Genomic DNA, 17941 nt, shown 5'->3' with positions numbered 1-17941 from the left:
TTAATTGAAAATTTCTAAAAACTTATCAAATAAAAACTTAGGAGCTCTCAACACAGTTTCTGGACTTAACAAGAACCATAAAATTAAAGCACCAGTCAAAATCGCCACAAAAATCCCCCAAGTCTTCCCTTCCCTCCAAGCATGAATTGCTTTGCCAAATACAAACAATCCGATAACAGGAACACCTAACTTATCAACTAAATACTGAAAAAAACTCATTTATCTCATTCTCCTTAATTTTCTTTTGTTTTATCTTTCGCATAATCAAATGGAATCTGATGTTCCATTTTATCTACAAAATAACTATCTTTATCTTTCCTTAACTCAAAAGAAAAATTCTCACTATGACTTGTACCTAAAATATCAAAAGTAACTTGTACATAAGCTAATGTCTTATCACTACCTTTTACAAAATAGCTATAATCAATGCTTTTAACAGTTGCTCCACCAATTGTTTTGATATTTTTTGAGATTAAATCAAGATTCGATTGACTACTTGTATAATTCTTGAAGAACAATTCTATAAAAGCAACCAAATCTTTTCTATCATTTTCACTCAACCCATCATTTGCAGTCAAAATCAGTTGTTTTTCTTTGTCAATCTCCTGACTCTTAAAATCCGTAACAGGAGCAAACCAAGGCAAGCCATCAACATAATAGCGACCGTCTTTTTCAACGTATGGAATTGAAAACTCGATTGATACACGTTGAACCTTGTTATCAACCTTTGTATCATAAGTCACTGCATAAACTGCAACTCCATCTTTCGCCATAAGCAAACGACCACTCACAATAGACATATCTTGTTTTGACTGCCCTTGATTTTTAACACTAGGCGGTGTTCCATAAAAGTCACTCAAACGCTTTGCGTTTTCTTCACTATCCTTCTCACCTACCTTGTAAGTGAAATAATAGCTTACATAGCTATCCAAAAATTGCTCCAGCCGTCTATCAATTTCCTTATTATCTACTTTAGCAATCTGATTCTTTTCAAATTCCTTTACTTTAGATACATTCTTAATTGATAAAACTCCAGCAACACCCACAAAGACCACAAAACCAATCAACAAAGAGCCAAAAATTAGATTCGCACTCTTTTGATTGATTTTCTTAGGAGTGTATACCTTCTTATCAGAAAGTTTCTTTAATCTTTCTTGATTCATTTCTCTTTTTTTAAATTTTCTTATCATTTCAAATAGATTACCTCAATTCTCTTCCTTCCTTTTTTAAAATTAAAGAATAACCTTTCTATAAAATCCTTGAGGAGTATTTAAGATTTCTCCTTGATCCACAAATCCCTGAAAAGCTATTACCCAACTTCCAGTCTCACAGATATAATTTACAACAGATTGATAGTCCAATCCTTTTGTTACTTCAAAAAAAGTTTGTGCTTCATCTTTAGAACAAAATCTATAATATGTAGTCACAATTTGAGTTACAGGCACATAACGTTGCAATTGAAATTTCACAATATATTCATCACCATCATACAATTTCAATACCGCTTTCTTAAGCAAGTAAACCTCGTCCAGCGACATGATCATATCAACTTCCCAATCAGATATACCACAAACAAAAAAGTTACTTTTATCAATCCCTCTTTCATTCATTCTTTCAAGAACCTGTTCTTGACTGTACTTCATAATATCTAACTCACAAAGATAATCGAAATTGCCTTCATTCAAAACTCTTATATTCGCTATCATTTTGATAAAAAGTAACCTTTATCTACAAAGCTACCACCCTCTTCTAAGCGAACATCACGACCATACTTTTCATAGTCAAAATAGAGTTCTAATTGTTCCCTTGACAATTCAGCACCCAATTCTTCTACAACATATTCACCTAATTCTCTATCAGTTGAAACATCACGATATAAACTACAATTATCAAAATCAATACTTTCTAATATTTTTGGATCAGAACTTTCTGATTCAATGAATGATAAAACAATATCTTCATCTACATCTTCCAAATTTTCAGCAAGTTCATTCGCTAAATCTAAGGTCAAACGTTCACATTCCAAAGTAGGTAATTCTTCAGTAGATTGAATTGTTATAGAAACATCTTCTACAGCATATCCAAGTTCAGAAGCTACATATTCAAATTCAACAGGCAAAGAAAACTGTTTAGCCTTCTTTGACCGATTATCCATAATTAAAGCTGTTAATTCCATTTCTTATCCTTTCTTAATCAACTTTCTACTTGTCTATTCAACTGTTCTTTCCCAAATATAAAGGCAAGCTAAACCAAGCCTGCCTTCCATTTTTTGGATTCTCAACAACTACTGTAAATTCCATATTTCTAACTCCTTATCAATGATCATCTAAAATCAAATTCCAATCAAAAATGTAATTTTCAATAACTTCTATACCTTCAAAATAAATATATTTCTTTTTCAAAAGACTAAGAATATCAGAATATGCATTAATTAAACAGCTAACTTTATACTTATCTTTTGAATCCAAATTCACACTCATTTCAGAAATTTTTTGTAGAAATTCATCTTCTGATAATTTACACATATCCACATTAAATCTTGCCCAAATATAAGTCTGATAAGCACGAGAACACATATCTGAACCTTCTTCTAAATAAGATAAATCATCAGGAAAACCTGCTTCCCTTCTAGCTTTTAAATCATTGACTACCATTGATTTTAAAAGTTCATATTCTACCAAAAATTTTTCATAAGAATACTCTTCACTCCGTAAAGCCTTACAGACCACAAATGCCTGCTTAACCAAATCAATGTCACTAACACTTTCTCTATCCACGAGAGGAAACACTCCTCCTACTTGACAATCAAATTTTTTATTCATTTTTTATTCTCCTTTTCCATATAAAAAAAGGAAGCCATACTAGACTTCCTTCATTCCTTTATTTAAATTGAAGCTGATCGCTCAAAACTACAACCAATCGCAAATGCACGTTTTGAAACCTTATTATACTCATAATTCATGGAATAATAGCTTTTCAAATCTTTCCTAATTTCCTCAACAACTTCTTCAGACAAAGTTAAATCCCCTTCGCCTTTTAAAAGATAGTGCAAATCACCTGCTACCTTGTAAGCAGACTTGAAATCACCTTCTTTCAACTTTTTCGCAAGTTCACTTGCAAACTCAAGAACCTGCTTATCTTTTCCTTGTAATTCCATTTTTATACCTCATTTTCTATTTTTTAGCTTTTATTTTTTATTTCCCAGCAACTAAGCAGGGGAACGTTTCTTAATTCTCATTTATTTTCTCCCAAATAACCAATCCAACGAAACACCAAAAAAATCAGCTATTTTTTCTAATTTTTCATAGTTAGGTTTACTCTTACCATGTTCCCAATCACTATAAGAATTTTGTTTTATACCAATTTGTTCTGCTAATTCTTCTTGACTAAATCCATGCTGTAAACGTAATTCTTTTAGTCTGACTGAAAATAAATTCTTTTTTTCTTCTTCTTTTTGTTTTTTTAACTTTAAATACCTTTCTTTAGATATTTCCAAATAATCACCTAACAAATAATCAATCGAAACATCAAATATACAAGCTAACATACTTAATTTTTCATAGTTAGGTTTACTCTTACCATTTTCCCACTTTGTATAAGCTACTCGTTCAACATTAAGTAATTCAGCAACCTCTTGCTGTATAAGTCCTCGCTTCTTCCTTAAATTTTTTAACTTTTCATGAAATTTCTCCATATTCTAAACCCATCTTTCTAAATGATACCTCTTAATCAGCAACGAATACATACTTTGTCTTTCTTTCTGATCACGTTTCATCAATCCAAACAACAAAAGCTTTCGCTTAATATCTACTTCATTTGCTAAAAAATCCTCATACTCTTTGGTAAGTCTTTTTACCTCTCGCCAGTCTTTGCGATTTTTAGTCTTTCTATAGGTTTGACATTGAATATCTATATAATCTTGATAGTTTCTAGCTTTATCACTTGTCACAACTCCTTCATAAAAATACCGAGCAGGAATTAAAAAAACTAACTTTCTCAATTTTTCATCAGTAATTTTTTTCTTACTCATATCTAAACCTCACTTCTTAACACCTAACATTTTCTATAAAACTAGAAGTAAATTTAATCTAATAGATAAAAGAACCCAAACCAGTAACAATGCTATGAATAATATACAATATAACTCATACAATAATTAAATCAACAATAAAATCAATCTTTTTAGCTTTTATATCTTCCTTTATTTTTTTAGCTAACAAACTATGAATGATTTTTTTCTTTTTTATTTCTCATATACATATCCTCTCAATCTGCTTTTTTCTTAATATCAAGAATCGCATTCACTTCATCAGGCATTCTTGACCAGTCAATCACATAATCTCTAAAATAAGGCAAAAACACTCGCTCAGATTCTATAGGAATCACAGTCAAATTTTCATTTCCTTCAAATGAAGGTAAATAATGACTAATTGATTTTAGTCCACGATCAGTCAAACATACTAAGTTACTGTTATTTACTACTACAGAATCAGTACCTATTTTTTTGTAAATCTTTCTCAAAAACAACCCTCGCTTGATCTAATTTCTTACGATTCTTTTCACTAATTTCTCCACTTGAAAAAATACCATCTAGTTTATATTCTCCAGTTATCTTCTCCCACTCCATCATTGTAATTATCGTTGGTGCAACATCAACACTTATCCACTTATACTGTTTATCAAAGAATCCCACCTCAACAGGTGCAGTTGAAAAACCAATCTTATCAACTTCACCTAGAAGTGAATACCACTCACGATTCAGAACCTTATCTCCATTCAATCTTTCAAAAACTTTTATCTTACTATTAATCACCCAAACAGCAAGTCTAGCCATATCAATTTTTTCATTCAAGGATTTTCTAACAAAGTCCAAAGCGACATCATCACACATCCTTACTTCATAACGATTTTTGAATTTCAATGACGAATGAATCAAATCTATATCAAGTCCTAGCTTCTTTGCTTGCTCAATATCCTTTTGATAAAAACAGAAATGATAAGCAGACTTACGAGAACCAAAGTAAATCGTTTTTGCCTTTCCATATTGCCCATTATCTTCAATTTGCTTCATTGTCAATCGACTTTCAACCAAACCTCTATCCCAAAGGTCAACCAGTTTTCCAAGTTCAAAATTCCCATTTTCTTTATATTTTTCATCTAGTGCAATATCAAGCCGAGGAATATTCATGAATTTCCCTTCACCTTGTGAAATAGCACGCTCATACTCAAAACAACGAATAAAGAAATCCCTCCAGCTTGACTTCTGCTCATTTTCAAAATACCACTCATACTGTCTGCATGCTTGACCTTTTAACTCAATCATACAGCCCATATCTTCCCTTTTCTTTGAGATGAAAACATTGATATTTTGAAAAGTATATTTTGTATCATATCCTGAACCACCCTTTTCTTCTTCAAAAAATGGCTTATTTTGAAGGCACAATACTTTAGCTATCACATCTATATAATCTTGCGTTTTAAATGTGACCTTCACATAGTCAACTTTTCCTTCCAAGGAAAATCCACTATCTCGCACACCTTCCTTAAAAGCTATCAACGCATTCACTTTCAATTCATAAGACTCAGGAATCTCTCCAGCTTCTTTCCATCTATAAAATGTTGCTCTATCTATTTCTAAATAGTTAGACATTTCCTGATCTGAAAAAGCGTACATCTTTTGTACCTTGCTTAAATTCTCAAATTCCATATTTCTCCTTACTTTTCAATAGTGTTGCATTTTTTTTAGCCCAAAAAGTCAGTATTATCAAGGCTTTATGCTTCTACGCACATCTTCTACCCCCCTATTAGTCATAGGGGGTTAATCCGCACAATCCAGCCTGCTAGTACACGCTAGTACACGCAGTCGCTCGTCGCACTCGCTTCCTCGCTCCTGCTACTAGCTACTAGCAAGCTGGATTGTACCAACTAGCACAGTAACCAAAAAGAGGGGAGAATCCCCTCACAACTAACCAAATCAGTATTCATCAAAAGGAAAATCTTCCAAAATCTCACTCCAGTTTTGAGTTGTATTCTGTTTCAATTCAAACAAATCCTTTATGATATTTCTTTGAACCTCATTCAAATACACTACATTATCTTCCTTTTCAAATTCTAAAATAACATCTAACTTATCTACCAAATTCTTCATTGAACCAGCAGACACACCAATTTCTTTAGAAAACGCAAACGTTCTTACTAAATCATTTCCACTTTCTTTTTGTTTACTAGCCATCAACTTCTGGACTAATTCAGGACTAGTTTTCTTTATTTTTACCATCCCTTTATCAAGTTCTTCTTTAACTTGCATTTCTTCCTGCAATGCTTGTTTTTCTTCTTCTGATAATTCAACATTCGGATTTTCCAAAGGATTGAAAAGATTTTCTCGTCGCTCAATCTTCTCATATTCATCAGTAAAAGAGAATCCCTTCTCTAACAAAGGGGAATAAAATTCTCTTGCAACTTCTCCATATACACTAGCATACCCACGACCATAAACACGCTTACCGCCTAAATACTTAACGTACTTGAATTCTTTATTTCTATTAACTTCTCCGAAGGCTAAATCATATCCAACCTCGTCCAATCGACCAACAGAAACTCGGAAATTGATATTCGCTTGCAGTTTTGAACCTAAATCTTCCCTCGAAGGCTTCTGCATAGCTATTGTTCCAAAACAACCAGCTTGCCTTCCAAGTAATAAGAATTGTCCCATAGCATTATCCAAGCGTTGTCCAGTTCGAAAATCAAGCATAGCACACAAAGCATTGTATTCATCACAGACTAGAAAATAAGGTTCAAGACCATACTCATAGAACTTTTTCAAATCCTTGTCGCCATTTTCTTCACGTTTTTGTCGCATATAAGCATAGCGAGCAAACATAATTTGAACAGCCCTTTCAATCATAGAAACAATATCTTCTACCTCATAAGAAATACGACCTTCAAAGGCTTTCTGCTCCGACATAGTAACAAAGTCAGCTTGTTTTGGATCACATATATCCACTACTCCAACTTTAGCCATAGCACGAATCAGAGTTCTTAAAAGAACTGTCTTACCCCCACCAGTACCACCACAAACCAGTAAATGAGGATCATCTATAGGATTCCAATAAAGATTCTTCATCAGTTGAATACCTTTATCAGTATACTCCACATCAGTCACTTTAATTCGATTCAAGAAAGCAGAATAAGCCATCTTATAGGTTTTGAACTTAATATCATCCTGAACTTCCATAAAGTCCATGAAGAAAGTAGTTTCTAAATCACTACCAATCTTCTTGAACTTATCCTGAAACTTATTTCCAGCCATTTTAAAAGCAACTTCTAAATCATACCGATTCTGTTTCAAATAAACCGTTGGAAATTTAACTTTATCAACCGTTCCCGATTCAGTTTTAACCTTTTTTGTATAGGTATATCCATTCTCCTTTAGAAAGAAAGCTAATTTAGCAAGTCTTTCTATCTTTTGAAAGAAGAATACTCTTTCTTGTGATAACCAAGTCAAATAAATACTTACACCAACTATCAGAATCAACATAACTACTGAAACAACAATGGAGAAAATATCTACATTCTTGATTTTCTCAAAATTAGAATAAACAAAAAAAGCTAGTATAGGACTAAACAACAAAAAGAAAAAAGAAAATATAAAGTATCTTAATTTTTCCATAAAAGGAAGAATCCTAACTCCTCTATAAGTAGGAAGTAAACTCATATCTTTTCTCCTTTAAAAACTATCCTTTATGTTCTTGTTTTTGATCAGGTTTTTGCTCGTGCTTCTGTTCCTGTTTTGGTTGACTTGCACCTACACGCTTAACATTTTCAGCACGCAAGGCAAAAGCATGACCTTTAACCTCAGAAACATTGTTTCCACGTGAAATTGTATATGGATCTTCATAAATCCAAATTGTAACATCACCAACAAGTTCAACTTCGGACATCATAGTAATATCATCTACAGAGATACCTTCTTCCAATTTAACTGGAATAATTTCTTGCATTTTATCAGAGAAAACTTCTGCATGCGTTGGATAATCAACAGGCGAACCATCTACCATTTTAAAGTTTTCAATAAAACTGATAAATTCCAGTTTGCCAAGCAATTCTTTTGCATTTACAGGGATTTCTGCATTATTAAATTTACGAATACTAAAAGCCATTATTTTTTTCTCCTATTTTCTATAATTTATTTCTCAAAACGCAATTCAGTTGCTTCAAATTGAATTTCTTCTTTTGTACCAACCAAACGTGTTACCATATTAAGTCCTGAAACTGACTTAACAAATGTAAGACCTCTTGTTTTCGGAACATCAGAATTTGCTAAACCATATACACGAATAGTTACCGTACTTTGACAATCCCCTGAAATTTCAAATTCTCGAAAAGGTACAAAATCATCATACGAACCATTCACTACTTCACGAAACTTCGGACTCACAACAACTTTAGATCCAATCACATTCAATCCCACAGGGAGTTTTTTAATTTTTGCCATTTTATTAATTTCCTTTTCTATTTACATTTTTTTCTTTTTTTCAAAAAACAAAAGGACAATAATTCCTGTTTTATTATCGTCCTATAGACAACATTATTAATCTTTCTTACGCTTCACACCTACTAAACCTAGCATAGACAAAATGCCAGTACCAACAAATCCAAGCATACTAGAAGCCGTACCAGTATTCGGCAATGATGGTTTCTTAGGTTCTTGTGGCTTTTCAGGCTCAGGTGTATGAGTTGTCACTTTCGCTTCCATTTCTTGTCCATTGACAATGTTTACGAAGGTGTTATCTACTTGACCACTTGCAATACGCTCAACTTCGATATAGAAGTCAGCATCAAATGTTCCTTGCACTCCAAGAGAGTTTAAAAACTCTTTGTCAATAGTGTAAGCCCACTTACCTTCTTTCTCATTCCATGTTACTTTAACAATCTTCTTGATAAAGTCAGAGTTTGTACTTTGGTCAAACTCAAATTGGAAGGTATACTCAGAACCTTTAGCAATCTTATCTCCTGCCTTAACCACTTTACCGTCAGACAAAACTACATCATAAGGCAATGTAAGCTCTTTTTCAGCAACATATTCTGTACCTCGAATGATACCTTTCCAGTTGCCAGTATAGCGATCATGCTTCACATCTAGCTTATCAATACCATCATACTGATAAAGTGTATCGTGTTTAGCAGGAACAGTTACACCATCAAGGAAATAACGCAAATATTCGCCAATTTGAATTTCTTGACCATCACGAATCTTCTTATCATCTTTCTGATCCACAGCATGTTTTTCAGGTTTCAAGTCAGGAATTTGCACAGTTACCAAGTTAGAGACAAAGGCATTTCCAAAGTCAATTTGATGGAAATCATTTTTAACAATCTGTCCTTTTTCTACCAATAAACGAGCAGGAAGGTCAATCGTGATATTCTTAGCTTGTTTAACGTATTTTTGATAGAATGAAACAGAATCTTTCGCCACCCAAAGATAAAACTCACCTTTTGAATTCAAACCAGCTTCCTTCAAAATGTTTTGAATTTCTTGTGTACGCTCTTTATCCGATAAAACATGGTACATTTTAAACAAATCCTTAACATTTTTACCAATAGAATCCTTCATAGTGATTTTGCTGTCATCTACTTGATATGCTCCATCTTGCACATCATCTGCCATAGCCCATGTTTTACCATAAGTCTTAGAATCAGCAGTAAATGTTGAATAAGGCTTATAATCAGTAGTCAAACTGAATTTCACATTCTTGTCAAATGTACTTGCGCCATCAATGTTGTGACCATAATTATCAGTAATAGCCTTCACAGGTTTTGGAGTTGAAGGAGTAACACGCAAACGTGAATAATTCACTTTCACAGTAGGAACTAAAGGCATTTCAGGAATTTTTTTCTTCTCTGGCGGAGTTGGAGCTGGTGGAATTGGGAGTGTTGTACGAGGTACAAACTCTTTTGGTTTCTCCAATTTAGGCTTAGGAATTTCTTTAGTATCCTTTTGCTTCAATTCAGGCTTAACAAGAGGTTTAGTTAAAATAGTAACAGGAACAGTTGCACTTGCTTTACCAAAAATACCAACAGCCCAACCATCTTGATAAAAAATATCCTTATCGTCAAGTTTTTTACCACCGTTTTGACTGATTACTTCCTCACGTTTTGATTCAATTTCTTTTTCACTACCAATCCCTCGTCCATTGTGGTAAGCAAAGTTTACGCTAGAGCCATATCCTACAGAAAGAAACGAACCAAGTGGAATATCACTTTCATCACCTACATTAGCATAATACAAATCACCTTTTTTAACCTCAATTGAAGGATGATCACTTTCATAAGCCAATTTATATTCGCCCTTGTAATATTCTTTACCATCACGAGTGATTTTCTTAACTTCTGAACCATTCGGATTCAATACAATCCCTTCTGTTCCATCTTGATAAGTGAAGCGCAATTCTTGTCCGTAGTCAATATCATTGAAAGTTGAAGCAATCGCCATCACAGCGTCTTTGTTCGTGTTTTCATAGAAGAAATTAATTTTTGTATCAAACTGAATCAAGTTTCCGTAAACAAAGTTGATAGAACCACTTCCATTGTCTTTTCGGATATAGATTCTTGTATCACTTAATGGCTTCCCATCTTTAACCCACTCAGCTTCTGCACTATTGAAAGTAAATTTAGCAGAGATTTTCTTACCATCTTTACTTTCAGCAACATTATGAAGCGTGAATGAATCGCCTGCTTTTGGATTTACAATTTCAGCAAAATAGTCAGAATTTTTCCCAAGCAAGTTCGCACGACTTCCACTAATCGTTGTATCTGAGTGCAACCCAATATAATCTTTAACCGCAATTAGACCGTCAACACCTTCAAAAGAAGCTGTTAATTTGCTGTAGTACCCGACACTACCACGTTTGCTATTGTCATAATCGCCATAAACCGTGATATGAGGTTTTTCAGCTTTTACGCCCTTCTTAGCTAGTTCTTCTTTTTCTTTGTTGTACTTAGCAAGATCGCTTTCATATTTTGCTTGTTTATTCTCATAATCGGCTTTTAAATCAGCATTGTCCTTTTCAACCTTTTCATTGTAGGCTTTTTGGTCTGCTACATTTTTCTTGTAGGTAGCTTCTTTTTCAGCGTTGTCCTTTGCGATACGTTCATTTTCAGCTTTGGTAGTAGCTTCTTTTTTAGAATTGTCAGCAAGAATAGCTTTATTTTCAGCTTCAATACGTTTGACTTCTGCTTTATGATCCGTTACAGCTTTGTCATACGCTTCCTGTTTAGCCTTGTTTTCTTTTTCAATTACTTCACGTTCTTTAGTAGTTTTATCTACCTTAGAAGAATAATTATCAGTCACGGCTTTGACTTCTTCTTCCTGTTTCGCATAATCAGCTTCAATTTCTTTTTGCTTTTCTGCGACTGTTTCAGATGTTGCAACACCTTTGTCCTGAACAGCTCCAACTTCAACCTTTACACCTGCGTTTTTAGCTTCTGCTACAGCTTTGTCAAGCTTGTCATGAGCAATAGGAACTTCTACTTCTGTTTTCTGTTCTACAGCAACCGACTTATCAGTTGAAACTTCATCAGCTGATACAGTACCATTAAATGCCATACCTAACATAGCAAGCGCCAAGATTACTCCACAAGCACCACCGACTTTCATTTTACGAATTGAACCATATGCTTTAAATTCTTGTACCTTAAACACTTTTTTCCTCCTTTTTTTATCACTATTTTTTATTTTTTGATCTCTAAAAATATGATGGCAAACGAGACCGTTTAAAAACTACTAATAACATTTTCTCTCCATAGGATCTAAGCCTGAGTTTTTGCTATTCAACTAATTAGCAAATTGCATGCCTTCAATAACTGCAAATATAACATCTAAATTATCTTCTTCAAGTAAAGATTTTAACTTGGTCTCTGATAACTTATTCATGACAATTATAATACTTTTACTACCAAACTTGGACTGCAATATCTCGACAGTATGCATATTACCATACTTTAAAACTATCTTTAATTTAGATGGTGAAATTTGAGATATTTCATCAGGTGTGATTATTCTCAAACCATGAACTAATTTTTGAATTGGTACACTACCTACCATTTCGACTAAATCAGAAACCTGCAATTCTTTAAATGCCGTCAAAACGTTACCCAAGGGAACTTGTGAAAGCAAGTTCGACAATGATTGCCCAGTTTGTTTTTCTACTTCTTCAACTTTATTTACTATTTGCAAATCTAACATTTTCAAAACCTCCGTTACTCTTTGAAATTTTCTATCAACATTATGATGATAAAACATAATGTCATTAATAAGAACAAACCAACATATTCTATTGGTATTTCCGTTATATCCAATAATACTATTTTATTCATGCTATTTTATCCCTTCCCGATAACAACTATTTAATGAAATTCAATAATTTCTCCTGTTTCTAAAAAATGGTTATAAGTACAATCAATCAAATCTTTAACCTTACGATAAAAAGAACCCGTTATCATCCCCATTTTATACAACCTTCTATTTAAATCTTTACAACATTTTTTTGATGAAGCATAAACATCAGCACCCCTTTTTACATGGGCATATATTTTCAAATTCCAACAGAATCTAAAATATATTCTTAAATATTCCTTTCTGATCCATTTCTCAGAATATGTTTTTACATCATCTTCTCCTTTCCATTCTACAGATACGATTTTTTCTCACCTCTTTCCTAACTCTTATCAATCTTATCTGCCAAGTCCAATAAATACAATTTCACTTCAGATTTTAAAACATATTTAGTCTTATCATCTTTAATAAAACGAATCATTTCCTCATACGACTTACCCTCAGTCATCATAACCATCAATCCATGAGAAAACTGATGATGACAACCTAAATTATCTAAATCTTTAGTCGATACAACATCATTTCGATCAACACTAAAATTTTCTTCAATATTGATAAAATCATCAATCTTGCAATGATAATAATAGCTTAGTTTATATAATTTCTCAATGCTAGGCTCACGTTCTCCACTTTCATAACGCTTATATGCTTTCTTTTGAATACCTAAATAATTAGCTAAATCATCTTCTGTCTTGTTACTTCTTTCTCTAAATAAGCGCAATGATACAGATACATCTATCATTTCTTTTCCTCTTTTCTATTCTCTACTCATATTGTTAGTTTACATAAAAGAATACTTCTTATATTCCCTTGTGAAAACTAACAATACTTTCAATTCTTATCAGGACAAAACCTGTTTTATAAAAATCTAATTATTGTTAATTTTTCGCAAAATAAAAAGGCTTATTTCAAAGCCTTTTTACGTTTTTTTTTAAATAGAATATAGCAATATAAAAAATGTATGCTCCTATCTTCGCATACTTTCAGCTTTACAGCCTACTACCTTCGCTAAGGTCACAAATTTAAGGATAACTCAATATCCCCTCTTTCTTACCCAAAAGCATTAGCAAAATTTTACTCTCACATACCGACCATACGACACATAGACCTCACTATCTCACTCTAGCTACCTTCTAAGAAGTATCATTGACTGCTCCACAGCCGTCAGTTCCCTTTTCTTATCTACTAAGGCGAAAGGACGAAAAACCCAACGTGAACTTATTAAAAGTTAGTAAATATAACTTATGAAATCTATCTAAATTATAACATATATACAGAAAAGAGGAAAGGAGATGTCAGATAAGAATTATTACGAGTATAAAGACATCATGGAAGCCACTTAGAACTTGGGAGAAATTTCTAGGACGGTCAAAACCTGTTTCTCTGGAGCAATTCTTAAAGCATATAAATTTCTTCTAAACTCTTTAGATAGACTTCATAAGTTATACCTACTATCAGACAACTTGACATTTTTCCAAAATTCACATATAATTAAATTGCTACATTTAATTGTGTTAGTCAATGCTTGTCGTTGTCTGACACGTTTTTTTATTAAATTTTCAAAGTTCACTTAACTTTTATATTGAATCAAAAATCATACTACTTAAAGTTACAAGTTCTAGTTTCTTGAAACAACATTCAATACTGAAAATTAAAATTTGTTTTTTTAAGTTATGTTCAGGATTTTTAAATCTCTATAAAATGTTATTATTAAGTAAAGTTTTTTTACTTAATCTTTATAAGCTATAGCTTATGCATCTATTATATAACCTATGGCTTATTTTGTCAACGCTTTTTTTAAATTTTTTTAAAAAAATTTTTGAAAGGAATAAATTATGATTATTGAAAGACTAAAAAAGCTACGAAAAGAAGGAAAATTAACTCAAAAAGATATTGCTGCTTTCCTAAACATTTCTCAACCAGCTTATCAACAATTTGAAAGTGGTAAAAAGAAAATGAACCTCGAAACAATGAAAAAACTAGCAGACTTCTTCAATGTTTCCACAGACTATCTTTTAGGTAAAACAGATTTTCCTGATCTTGACTTAGAAGTTGACATCGACACAGCTATTGATAACTCAGTTGCCTACGATGGTACACCAATCACAGATAACGACCGTGAAATTATCAAAGACTTCCTAAAAGAATACTTTGCAAATAAAAAATAGTATGGAACTAAGAAAAGTCATAGAAGAAATCGAAGCCCTAAACTGCAAGGTTGTCTTGTTAGACTATTTAGAAACAAAAGGTCGTTATCTTTTTGTAAATAATCAACACTTCATCTTTCTACGCTCCGACACTACAGATATAGAAAAAATCAACATCCTACTACACGAGAAACACCATTTACTAAATGATGATTCCCATAACTCTCTTGCTCATATCGATACCTTCTCCCAACGCATCGAAACCAGAGCTGAAAAAGGACGAATACTTGATTTTATGAGTTTAGTGAATAGTGAATATCCAATAGATGAACACTTCAACTACCTTGACTATATCAAAAACACAGGTATACCAAGCACTTACGAAGTGTACGTGCAAGAAATAGCTACCAAATTTTTCAAAGAAAATAAAAAAAATAACATTATCTAATGATAGTGTTATTTTTTCTATTTCCGAACAAATTTTAAATACCTGGTTGCACTTTTAGACTCAAAAACCGAATTAAATATCCAGGATTATTTAATTTTCTTTCGCTTTTTATTCTAAAATCACAGTACCCCAAAGCTCATCATTACAAGAGACAAATAATTTATTTTCTGTTCTATCTAAAGAGAAAAATCCACCTTCCCCTTTTTTAAGAAATCTAAATTCAACAAAGTAGACTTCTAAATCTCCTTCATATTCTTTGTTAATTACCAAACGCTCATTAAAGTCCAACTTATCCAACTGATCAGAATACTCCTTCAAAAAATCCTTCATAAAATAATTAAACTTTGAAACCATGTTTTTTGGGAGTCTATCCTGATAACTTATTTCCTTAATTTCCATAACCAATCTCCTTAAAATAAATCCGAATGGGTACCTACACGCTCAAATACAACATGAGTACCTCGTTCTAGGTAATAATAAATCATAAGTAAATCTGATTTTCTACCCCCAATATGAATTTCCCACAGTTTTGGTATTCTTTTTCTAGGTTCTAAAACGTGCCTTTTATACTCATAACCTAATTCTTCATCATTTATTATCTTCTTAACTGCTTCATTGATAGGAGTTACATCTATTCCACGCTTAATTATTTTAGCTAAATCTTTATTATATCTATTCGAGAACTCATAACTAAGCATTTTCTCTTACCATTCTTTCAAAATAATCATCTACGCTTTCGGTACTTTTTGTTATCCCCTCATTTTCATATTTTCTAATACTCTCTTTAAAAGCATTTTGAGTAACTTCGTTATATTCATCTAGACTTCTCGTCCGAATATAATCACCATTTTCTAGCTCAATTTCATAATCTGAATCAAGTTTAACATCAAAAGGAATGCTTCTTGTCAACACACTTTGCTTCAAAAACAACTTCACAGCAGTTGACATATCCAACCCCAACTCATTAAAAATAGCAGTTGCTTGTTTTTTTAATTCATCATCTACTCTTACAGCAATTTGTGACATAGCAATTCTCCTTTTTTTATCTTGTATATCTATTGTATCACTTTTAGAAAAACGATTCAACTTTTTATATATCAGTAAATACAAAATAAAATAGACCATCTTCCTGATCTACTTTATTCTATATTCATTGACTAAAAATATACATTACTTGGTTAGTTTTTGGTTAGTTTCTTAAAAAATACAATTTCTTAATTCTTCAATCCTTTTAAAATCAAAGAATCCAGCTACATCTTTAAATTACTACTATTATAACAATTTCCCTTAATAAAAGCTAGACAAATACCGTCAATTATAGACATAAAGGCTTTTTTCTACATTCTTACTCCAAATATTATAGACTATTTTAGACATTTCTTGGTTACTTTTTGGTTAGCTTTTACAAGTCCAATTTATCCAATTTTTCAGTTATATTAAACTTCATCTGCTGCGTAACATGAGTATAAACTCCCAAAGTCATTTTCTCGTTCGTATGACCTACTCGTTCCATAATCGCCTTGATTGGAACTTCCAATTCTGCAAGTAAGCTAATATGAGAATGTCTAAAAACATGAGTAGTTAATACAAAATCTTCTTCTTTTTCAATTTTACTTTTTTTAAAACTACTTTTTAAAAAGTTATTAAACCCTGTAATCATAAAAGGAGTTCCATTTTTCGTAAATATAAATCTTCCTTCACCTTCTAAAAGAAGATACTCTTTTATAATACTTACTACTCGATTACTAATACCAACAACTCGATAAGAAGCTAAGCTCTTAGGACTATCTAAAAATATCTCAGCCTTACTTCCGCTTGTATGTAATGTATGTTTAACTTCTAACGTTTTATTCTCAAAATCAATATCGTCTATAGTCAAAGCCAAGACTTCTCCAAACCGCAATCCTGTCAAATACATAAATTCAACAATTAAACGCACTCGTTGATTCTTTTCCTCTTTTTCTAAAAAATTCAAATACTGAAACATTTGAACCCTTGTTAAATACTTATTTTGTTTTCTCCTAATCTCTTTTACATTCTTTTTTCTTTTTGGTAAGACAACCTTTTCAACAGGATTCTCCATTATATAACCAATATCTAAATAATACTTAAAAAACAGATTCAATAAAACTTTCTTATTTTTTCTATGAACCGCAGAACATTCCAGCTCCAACAATATATTCTGAACTATATGACTTGTCACATCTACTAATAAGTAATTCTCTAACTTTCTGACTTCACCTATAATAGTATATTTCTGAGACTTAAACGTACTTCTTTTTAATTCTGTTTCACGAATTTTCAAATATTCTTCGTAGGCTTGTTTAACTGTAATATCCTTAACTACTTCCTTCTTCTTTTCTATTTTCTCCCTCTTTTTTTCTATTTTCTCATCCAGCAAAATTCTTGCTTGTTTCTGAGCTTGCCTTGTCTTAGAAGTTAAAGTTATAGAAACTTGTTTCCATTTATTCTCTTCTAAATCAAAATATTTTTCATAATATCTATATTTTCCATTCTCCAATTCTCTAAAAAACATTTTATACTCCTTTTTAAAATGAGTATATCTCTAGTCAACAACTATAGTATATCATTTTTTCCAATCAAATATATCTAACTCTCTCTTTATGCAGAAGAAATAGATAAAATCCTCTCACATTAATCAATACTTTTTGTCCTGTTCTAAAAGATATATCTTTAAATTCTTTCGTCTTTTTGACTTTTCGTCTAATCTCCTTTCAATTGTTTTAATACTAATCGAAGGAAAATAATTTGCTTTTAAATCCTTCTTTGACACACAAATATCAGGATAATTATTATATATTTTTTCCATTTTCTACTCCTTAAAACGACAAAAAACAAGCCATTTCTGACTTGCTTTTAATTTTTAATATGCACTTTTTTGGTATTCATTCCATAAAGCTTGAAGTTCATCTGCATTTTCTAAAACATACT

Annotated in this window: 22 protein-coding genes; 2 read left to right on the top strand and 20 right to left on the bottom strand. The window is 32.0% G+C overall.

The features are described from left to right. The 16 genes from HMPREF0851_RS14490 to HMPREF0851_RS14415 all read right to left on the bottom strand — a co-directional run bounded on the left by HMPREF0851_RS14490 (position 1) and on the right by HMPREF0851_RS14415 (position 13136). A complete protein-coding gene (locus HMPREF0851_RS14490; protein WP_000007735.1) occupies positions 1–219 on the bottom strand; it encodes a TcpD family membrane protein in 219 nt (72 codons plus the stop codon). A gap of 14 nt (positions 220–233) precedes the next feature. Further along, a complete protein-coding gene (locus HMPREF0851_RS14485) occupies positions 234–1190 on the bottom strand; it encodes a conjugal transfer protein (RefSeq protein ID WP_009014474.1) in 957 nt (318 codons plus the stop codon). A gap of 42 nt (positions 1191–1232) precedes the next feature. Continuing rightward, positions 1233–1706: a hypothetical protein gene (locus HMPREF0851_RS14480; protein WP_009014473.1), complete on the bottom strand. Its 474-nt coding sequence runs from the start codon at positions 1704–1706 to the stop codon at positions 1233–1235. Continuing rightward, entirely contained in the window at positions 1703–2176 is a 474-nt protein-coding gene (locus tag HMPREF0851_RS14475; protein WP_000423966.1) for an antirestriction protein ArdA, read from the bottom strand. The genes HMPREF0851_RS14480 and HMPREF0851_RS14475 overlap by 4 nt, the downstream gene beginning before the upstream one ends. Before the next feature lie 139 nt (positions 2177–2315). After that, entirely contained in the window at positions 2316–2822 is a 507-nt protein-coding gene (locus tag HMPREF0851_RS14470; protein WP_001034443.1) for a hypothetical protein, read from the bottom strand. Positions 2823–2884: 62 nt separating this feature from the next. Next, positions 2885–3157, bottom strand: coding sequence for a hypothetical protein (locus HMPREF0851_RS14465; protein WP_000422843.1), 273 nt, complete (start codon positions 3155–3157; stop codon positions 2885–2887). 81 nt (positions 3158–3238) lie between these two features. Beyond that, positions 3239–3694: a helix-turn-helix domain-containing protein gene (locus HMPREF0851_RS15385; protein ID WP_000410409.1), complete on the bottom strand. Its 456-nt coding sequence runs from the start codon at positions 3692–3694 to the stop codon at positions 3239–3241. Positions 3695–3697: 3 nt separating this feature from the next. Next, positions 3698–4030, bottom strand: a complete 333-nt coding sequence (locus HMPREF0851_RS14460) for a hypothetical protein (protein WP_000038253.1) — start codon at positions 4028–4030, stop codon at positions 3698–3700. A gap of 236 nt (positions 4031–4266) precedes the next feature. Continuing rightward, complete coding sequence (locus HMPREF0851_RS14455) at positions 4267–4521, bottom strand: hypothetical protein (protein WP_009014472.1); 255 nt, start codon at positions 4519–4521, stop codon at positions 4267–4269. Further along, positions 4490–5707: a replication initiation factor domain-containing protein gene (locus HMPREF0851_RS14450; protein ID WP_000393996.1), complete on the bottom strand. Its 1218-nt coding sequence runs from the start codon at positions 5705–5707 to the stop codon at positions 4490–4492. Before HMPREF0851_RS14450 ends, HMPREF0851_RS14455 begins: the two co-directional genes overlap by 32 nt. Before the next feature lie 267 nt (positions 5708–5974). After that, the gene (locus HMPREF0851_RS14445; RefSeq protein WP_000055102.1) at positions 5975–7714 is read right to left on the bottom strand and encodes an FtsK/SpoIIIE domain-containing protein; all 1740 of its coding nucleotides are present in this window, start codon (positions 7712–7714) and stop codon (positions 5975–5977) included. Between the two features lie 19 nt (positions 7715–7733). Then, complete coding sequence (locus HMPREF0851_RS14440; RefSeq protein ID WP_000885765.1) at positions 7734–8159, bottom strand: hypothetical protein; 426 nt, start codon at positions 8157–8159, stop codon at positions 7734–7736. A gap of 26 nt (positions 8160–8185) precedes the next feature. Beyond that, positions 8186–8494 (bottom strand): hypothetical protein, encoded by a 309-nt coding sequence (locus HMPREF0851_RS14435; RefSeq protein ID WP_001062687.1) that lies wholly within the window; start codon positions 8492–8494, stop codon positions 8186–8188. A 96-nt stretch (positions 8495–8590) separates the two neighbouring features. Then, positions 8591–11701 carry an SspB-related isopeptide-forming adhesin gene (locus HMPREF0851_RS14430; protein ID WP_000477498.1) on the bottom strand — a complete coding sequence of 1037 codons (3111 nt, stop codon included), beginning with the start codon at positions 11699–11701 and terminating at the stop codon, positions 8591–8593. 132 nt (positions 11702–11833) lie between these two features. After that, positions 11834–12244, bottom strand: coding sequence for a hypothetical protein (locus HMPREF0851_RS14425; RefSeq protein ID WP_000886248.1), 411 nt, complete (start codon positions 12242–12244; stop codon positions 11834–11836). 472 nt (positions 12245–12716) lie between these two features. Continuing rightward, entirely contained in the window at positions 12717–13136 is a 420-nt protein-coding gene (locus tag HMPREF0851_RS14415) for a helix-turn-helix transcriptional regulator (protein ID WP_000568048.1), read from the bottom strand. Between the two features lie 1093 nt (positions 13137–14229). On the opposite strand from HMPREF0851_RS14415, the gene HMPREF0851_RS14410 reads away from it, so the two are divergent. Next, a complete protein-coding gene (locus HMPREF0851_RS14410; protein ID WP_000583054.1) occupies positions 14230–14562 on the top strand; it encodes a helix-turn-helix domain-containing protein in 333 nt (110 codons plus the stop codon). A gap of 1 nt (position 14563) precedes the next feature. Beyond that, entirely contained in the window at positions 14564–14989 is a 426-nt protein-coding gene (locus HMPREF0851_RS14405) for an ImmA/IrrE family metallo-endopeptidase (RefSeq protein ID WP_009014468.1), read from the top strand. Between the two features lie 108 nt (positions 14990–15097). Here the strand turns inward: HMPREF0851_RS14405 and HMPREF0851_RS14400 are convergent, their stop codons facing one another. The 4 genes from HMPREF0851_RS14400 to HMPREF0851_RS14385 form a co-directional block, all read right to left on the bottom strand. After that, positions 15098–15388, bottom strand: a complete 291-nt coding sequence (locus HMPREF0851_RS14400) for a hypothetical protein (protein ID WP_000403071.1) — start codon at positions 15386–15388, stop codon at positions 15098–15100. Positions 15389–15399: 11 nt separating this feature from the next. Beyond that, the gene (locus tag HMPREF0851_RS14395; protein ID WP_000954141.1) at positions 15400–15687 is read right to left on the bottom strand and encodes a type II toxin-antitoxin system YafQ family toxin; all 288 of its coding nucleotides are present in this window, start codon (positions 15685–15687) and stop codon (positions 15400–15402) included. After that, positions 15680–16015: a type II toxin-antitoxin system RelB/DinJ family antitoxin gene (locus HMPREF0851_RS14390; protein WP_009014467.1), complete on the bottom strand. Its 336-nt coding sequence runs from the start codon at positions 16013–16015 to the stop codon at positions 15680–15682. The genes HMPREF0851_RS14395 and HMPREF0851_RS14390 overlap by 8 nt, the downstream gene beginning before the upstream one ends. 376 nt (positions 16016–16391) lie before the next feature. Further along, positions 16392–17525 carry a tyrosine-type recombinase/integrase gene (locus tag HMPREF0851_RS14385; protein WP_000466065.1) on the bottom strand — a complete coding sequence of 378 codons (1134 nt, stop codon included), beginning with the start codon at positions 17523–17525 and terminating at the stop codon, positions 16392–16394. Positions 17526–17941: the final 416 nt, after the last annotated feature.

This window comes from Streptococcus sp. M334 (assembly GCF_000187745.1).
GTDB lineage: Bacteria > Bacillota > Bacilli > Lactobacillales > Streptococcaceae > Streptococcus.
This window is presented reverse-complemented; position numbering and strand designations above follow the sequence as displayed.

Coding starts and splice junctions, on each gene's coding strand:
- HMPREF0851_RS14425 (WP_000886248.1), bottom strand. CDS start 12,244: ATGTTAGATTTGCAAATAGTAAATAAAGTTGAAGAAGTAGAAAAACAA.
- HMPREF0851_RS14415 (WP_000568048.1), bottom strand. CDS start 13,136: ATGATAGATGTATCTGTATCATTGCGCTTATTTAGAGAAAGAAGTAAC.
- HMPREF0851_RS14400 (WP_000403071.1), bottom strand. CDS start 15,388: ATGGAAATTAAGGAAATAAGTTATCAGGATAGACTCCCAAAAAACATG.
- HMPREF0851_RS14460 (WP_000038253.1), bottom strand. CDS start 4,030: ATGAGTAAGAAAAAAATTACTGATGAAAAATTGAGAAAGTTAGTTTTT.
- HMPREF0851_RS14445 (WP_000055102.1), bottom strand. CDS start 7,714: ATGAGTTTACTTCCTACTTATAGAGGAGTTAGGATTCTTCCTTTTATG.
- HMPREF0851_RS14480 (WP_009014473.1), bottom strand. CDS start 1,706: ATGATAGCGAATATAAGAGTTTTGAATGAAGGCAATTTCGATTATCTT.
- HMPREF0851_RS14475 (WP_000423966.1), bottom strand. CDS start 2,176: ATGGAATTAACAGCTTTAATTATGGATAATCGGTCAAAGAAGGCTAAA.
- HMPREF0851_RS14410 (WP_000583054.1), top strand. CDS start 14,230: ATGATTATTGAAAGACTAAAAAAGCTACGAAAAGAAGGAAAATTAACT.
- HMPREF0851_RS14440 (WP_000885765.1), bottom strand. CDS start 8,159: ATGGCTTTTAGTATTCGTAAATTTAATAATGCAGAAATCCCTGTAAAT.
- HMPREF0851_RS14470 (WP_001034443.1), bottom strand. CDS start 2,822: ATGAATAAAAAATTTGATTGTCAAGTAGGAGGAGTGTTTCCTCTCGTG.
- HMPREF0851_RS14390 (WP_009014467.1), bottom strand. CDS start 16,015: ATGTCACAAATTGCTGTAAGAGTAGATGATGAATTAAAAAAACAAGCA.
- HMPREF0851_RS14395 (WP_000954141.1), bottom strand. CDS start 15,687: ATGCTTAGTTATGAGTTCTCGAATAGATATAATAAAGATTTAGCTAAA.
- HMPREF0851_RS14450 (WP_000393996.1), bottom strand. CDS start 5,707: ATGGAATTTGAGAATTTAAGCAAGGTACAAAAGATGTACGCTTTTTCA.
- HMPREF0851_RS14385 (WP_000466065.1), bottom strand. CDS start 17,525: ATGTTTTTTAGAGAATTGGAGAATGGAAAATATAGATATTATGAAAAA.
- HMPREF0851_RS14405 (WP_009014468.1), top strand. CDS start 14,564: ATGGAACTAAGAAAAGTCATAGAAGAAATCGAAGCCCTAAACTGCAAG.
- HMPREF0851_RS14465 (WP_000422843.1), bottom strand. CDS start 3,157: ATGGAATTACAAGGAAAAGATAAGCAGGTTCTTGAGTTTGCAAGTGAA.
- HMPREF0851_RS14490 (WP_000007735.1), bottom strand. CDS start 219: ATGAGTTTTTTTCAGTATTTAGTTGATAAGTTAGGTGTTCCTGTTATC.
- HMPREF0851_RS15385 (WP_000410409.1), bottom strand. CDS start 3,694: ATGGAGAAATTTCATGAAAAGTTAAAAAATTTAAGGAAGAAGCGAGGA.
- HMPREF0851_RS14435 (WP_001062687.1), bottom strand. CDS start 8,494: ATGGCAAAAATTAAAAAACTCCCTGTGGGATTGAATGTGATTGGATCT.
- HMPREF0851_RS14485 (WP_009014474.1), bottom strand. CDS start 1,190: ATGATAAGAAAATTTAAAAAAAGAGAAATGAATCAAGAAAGATTAAAG.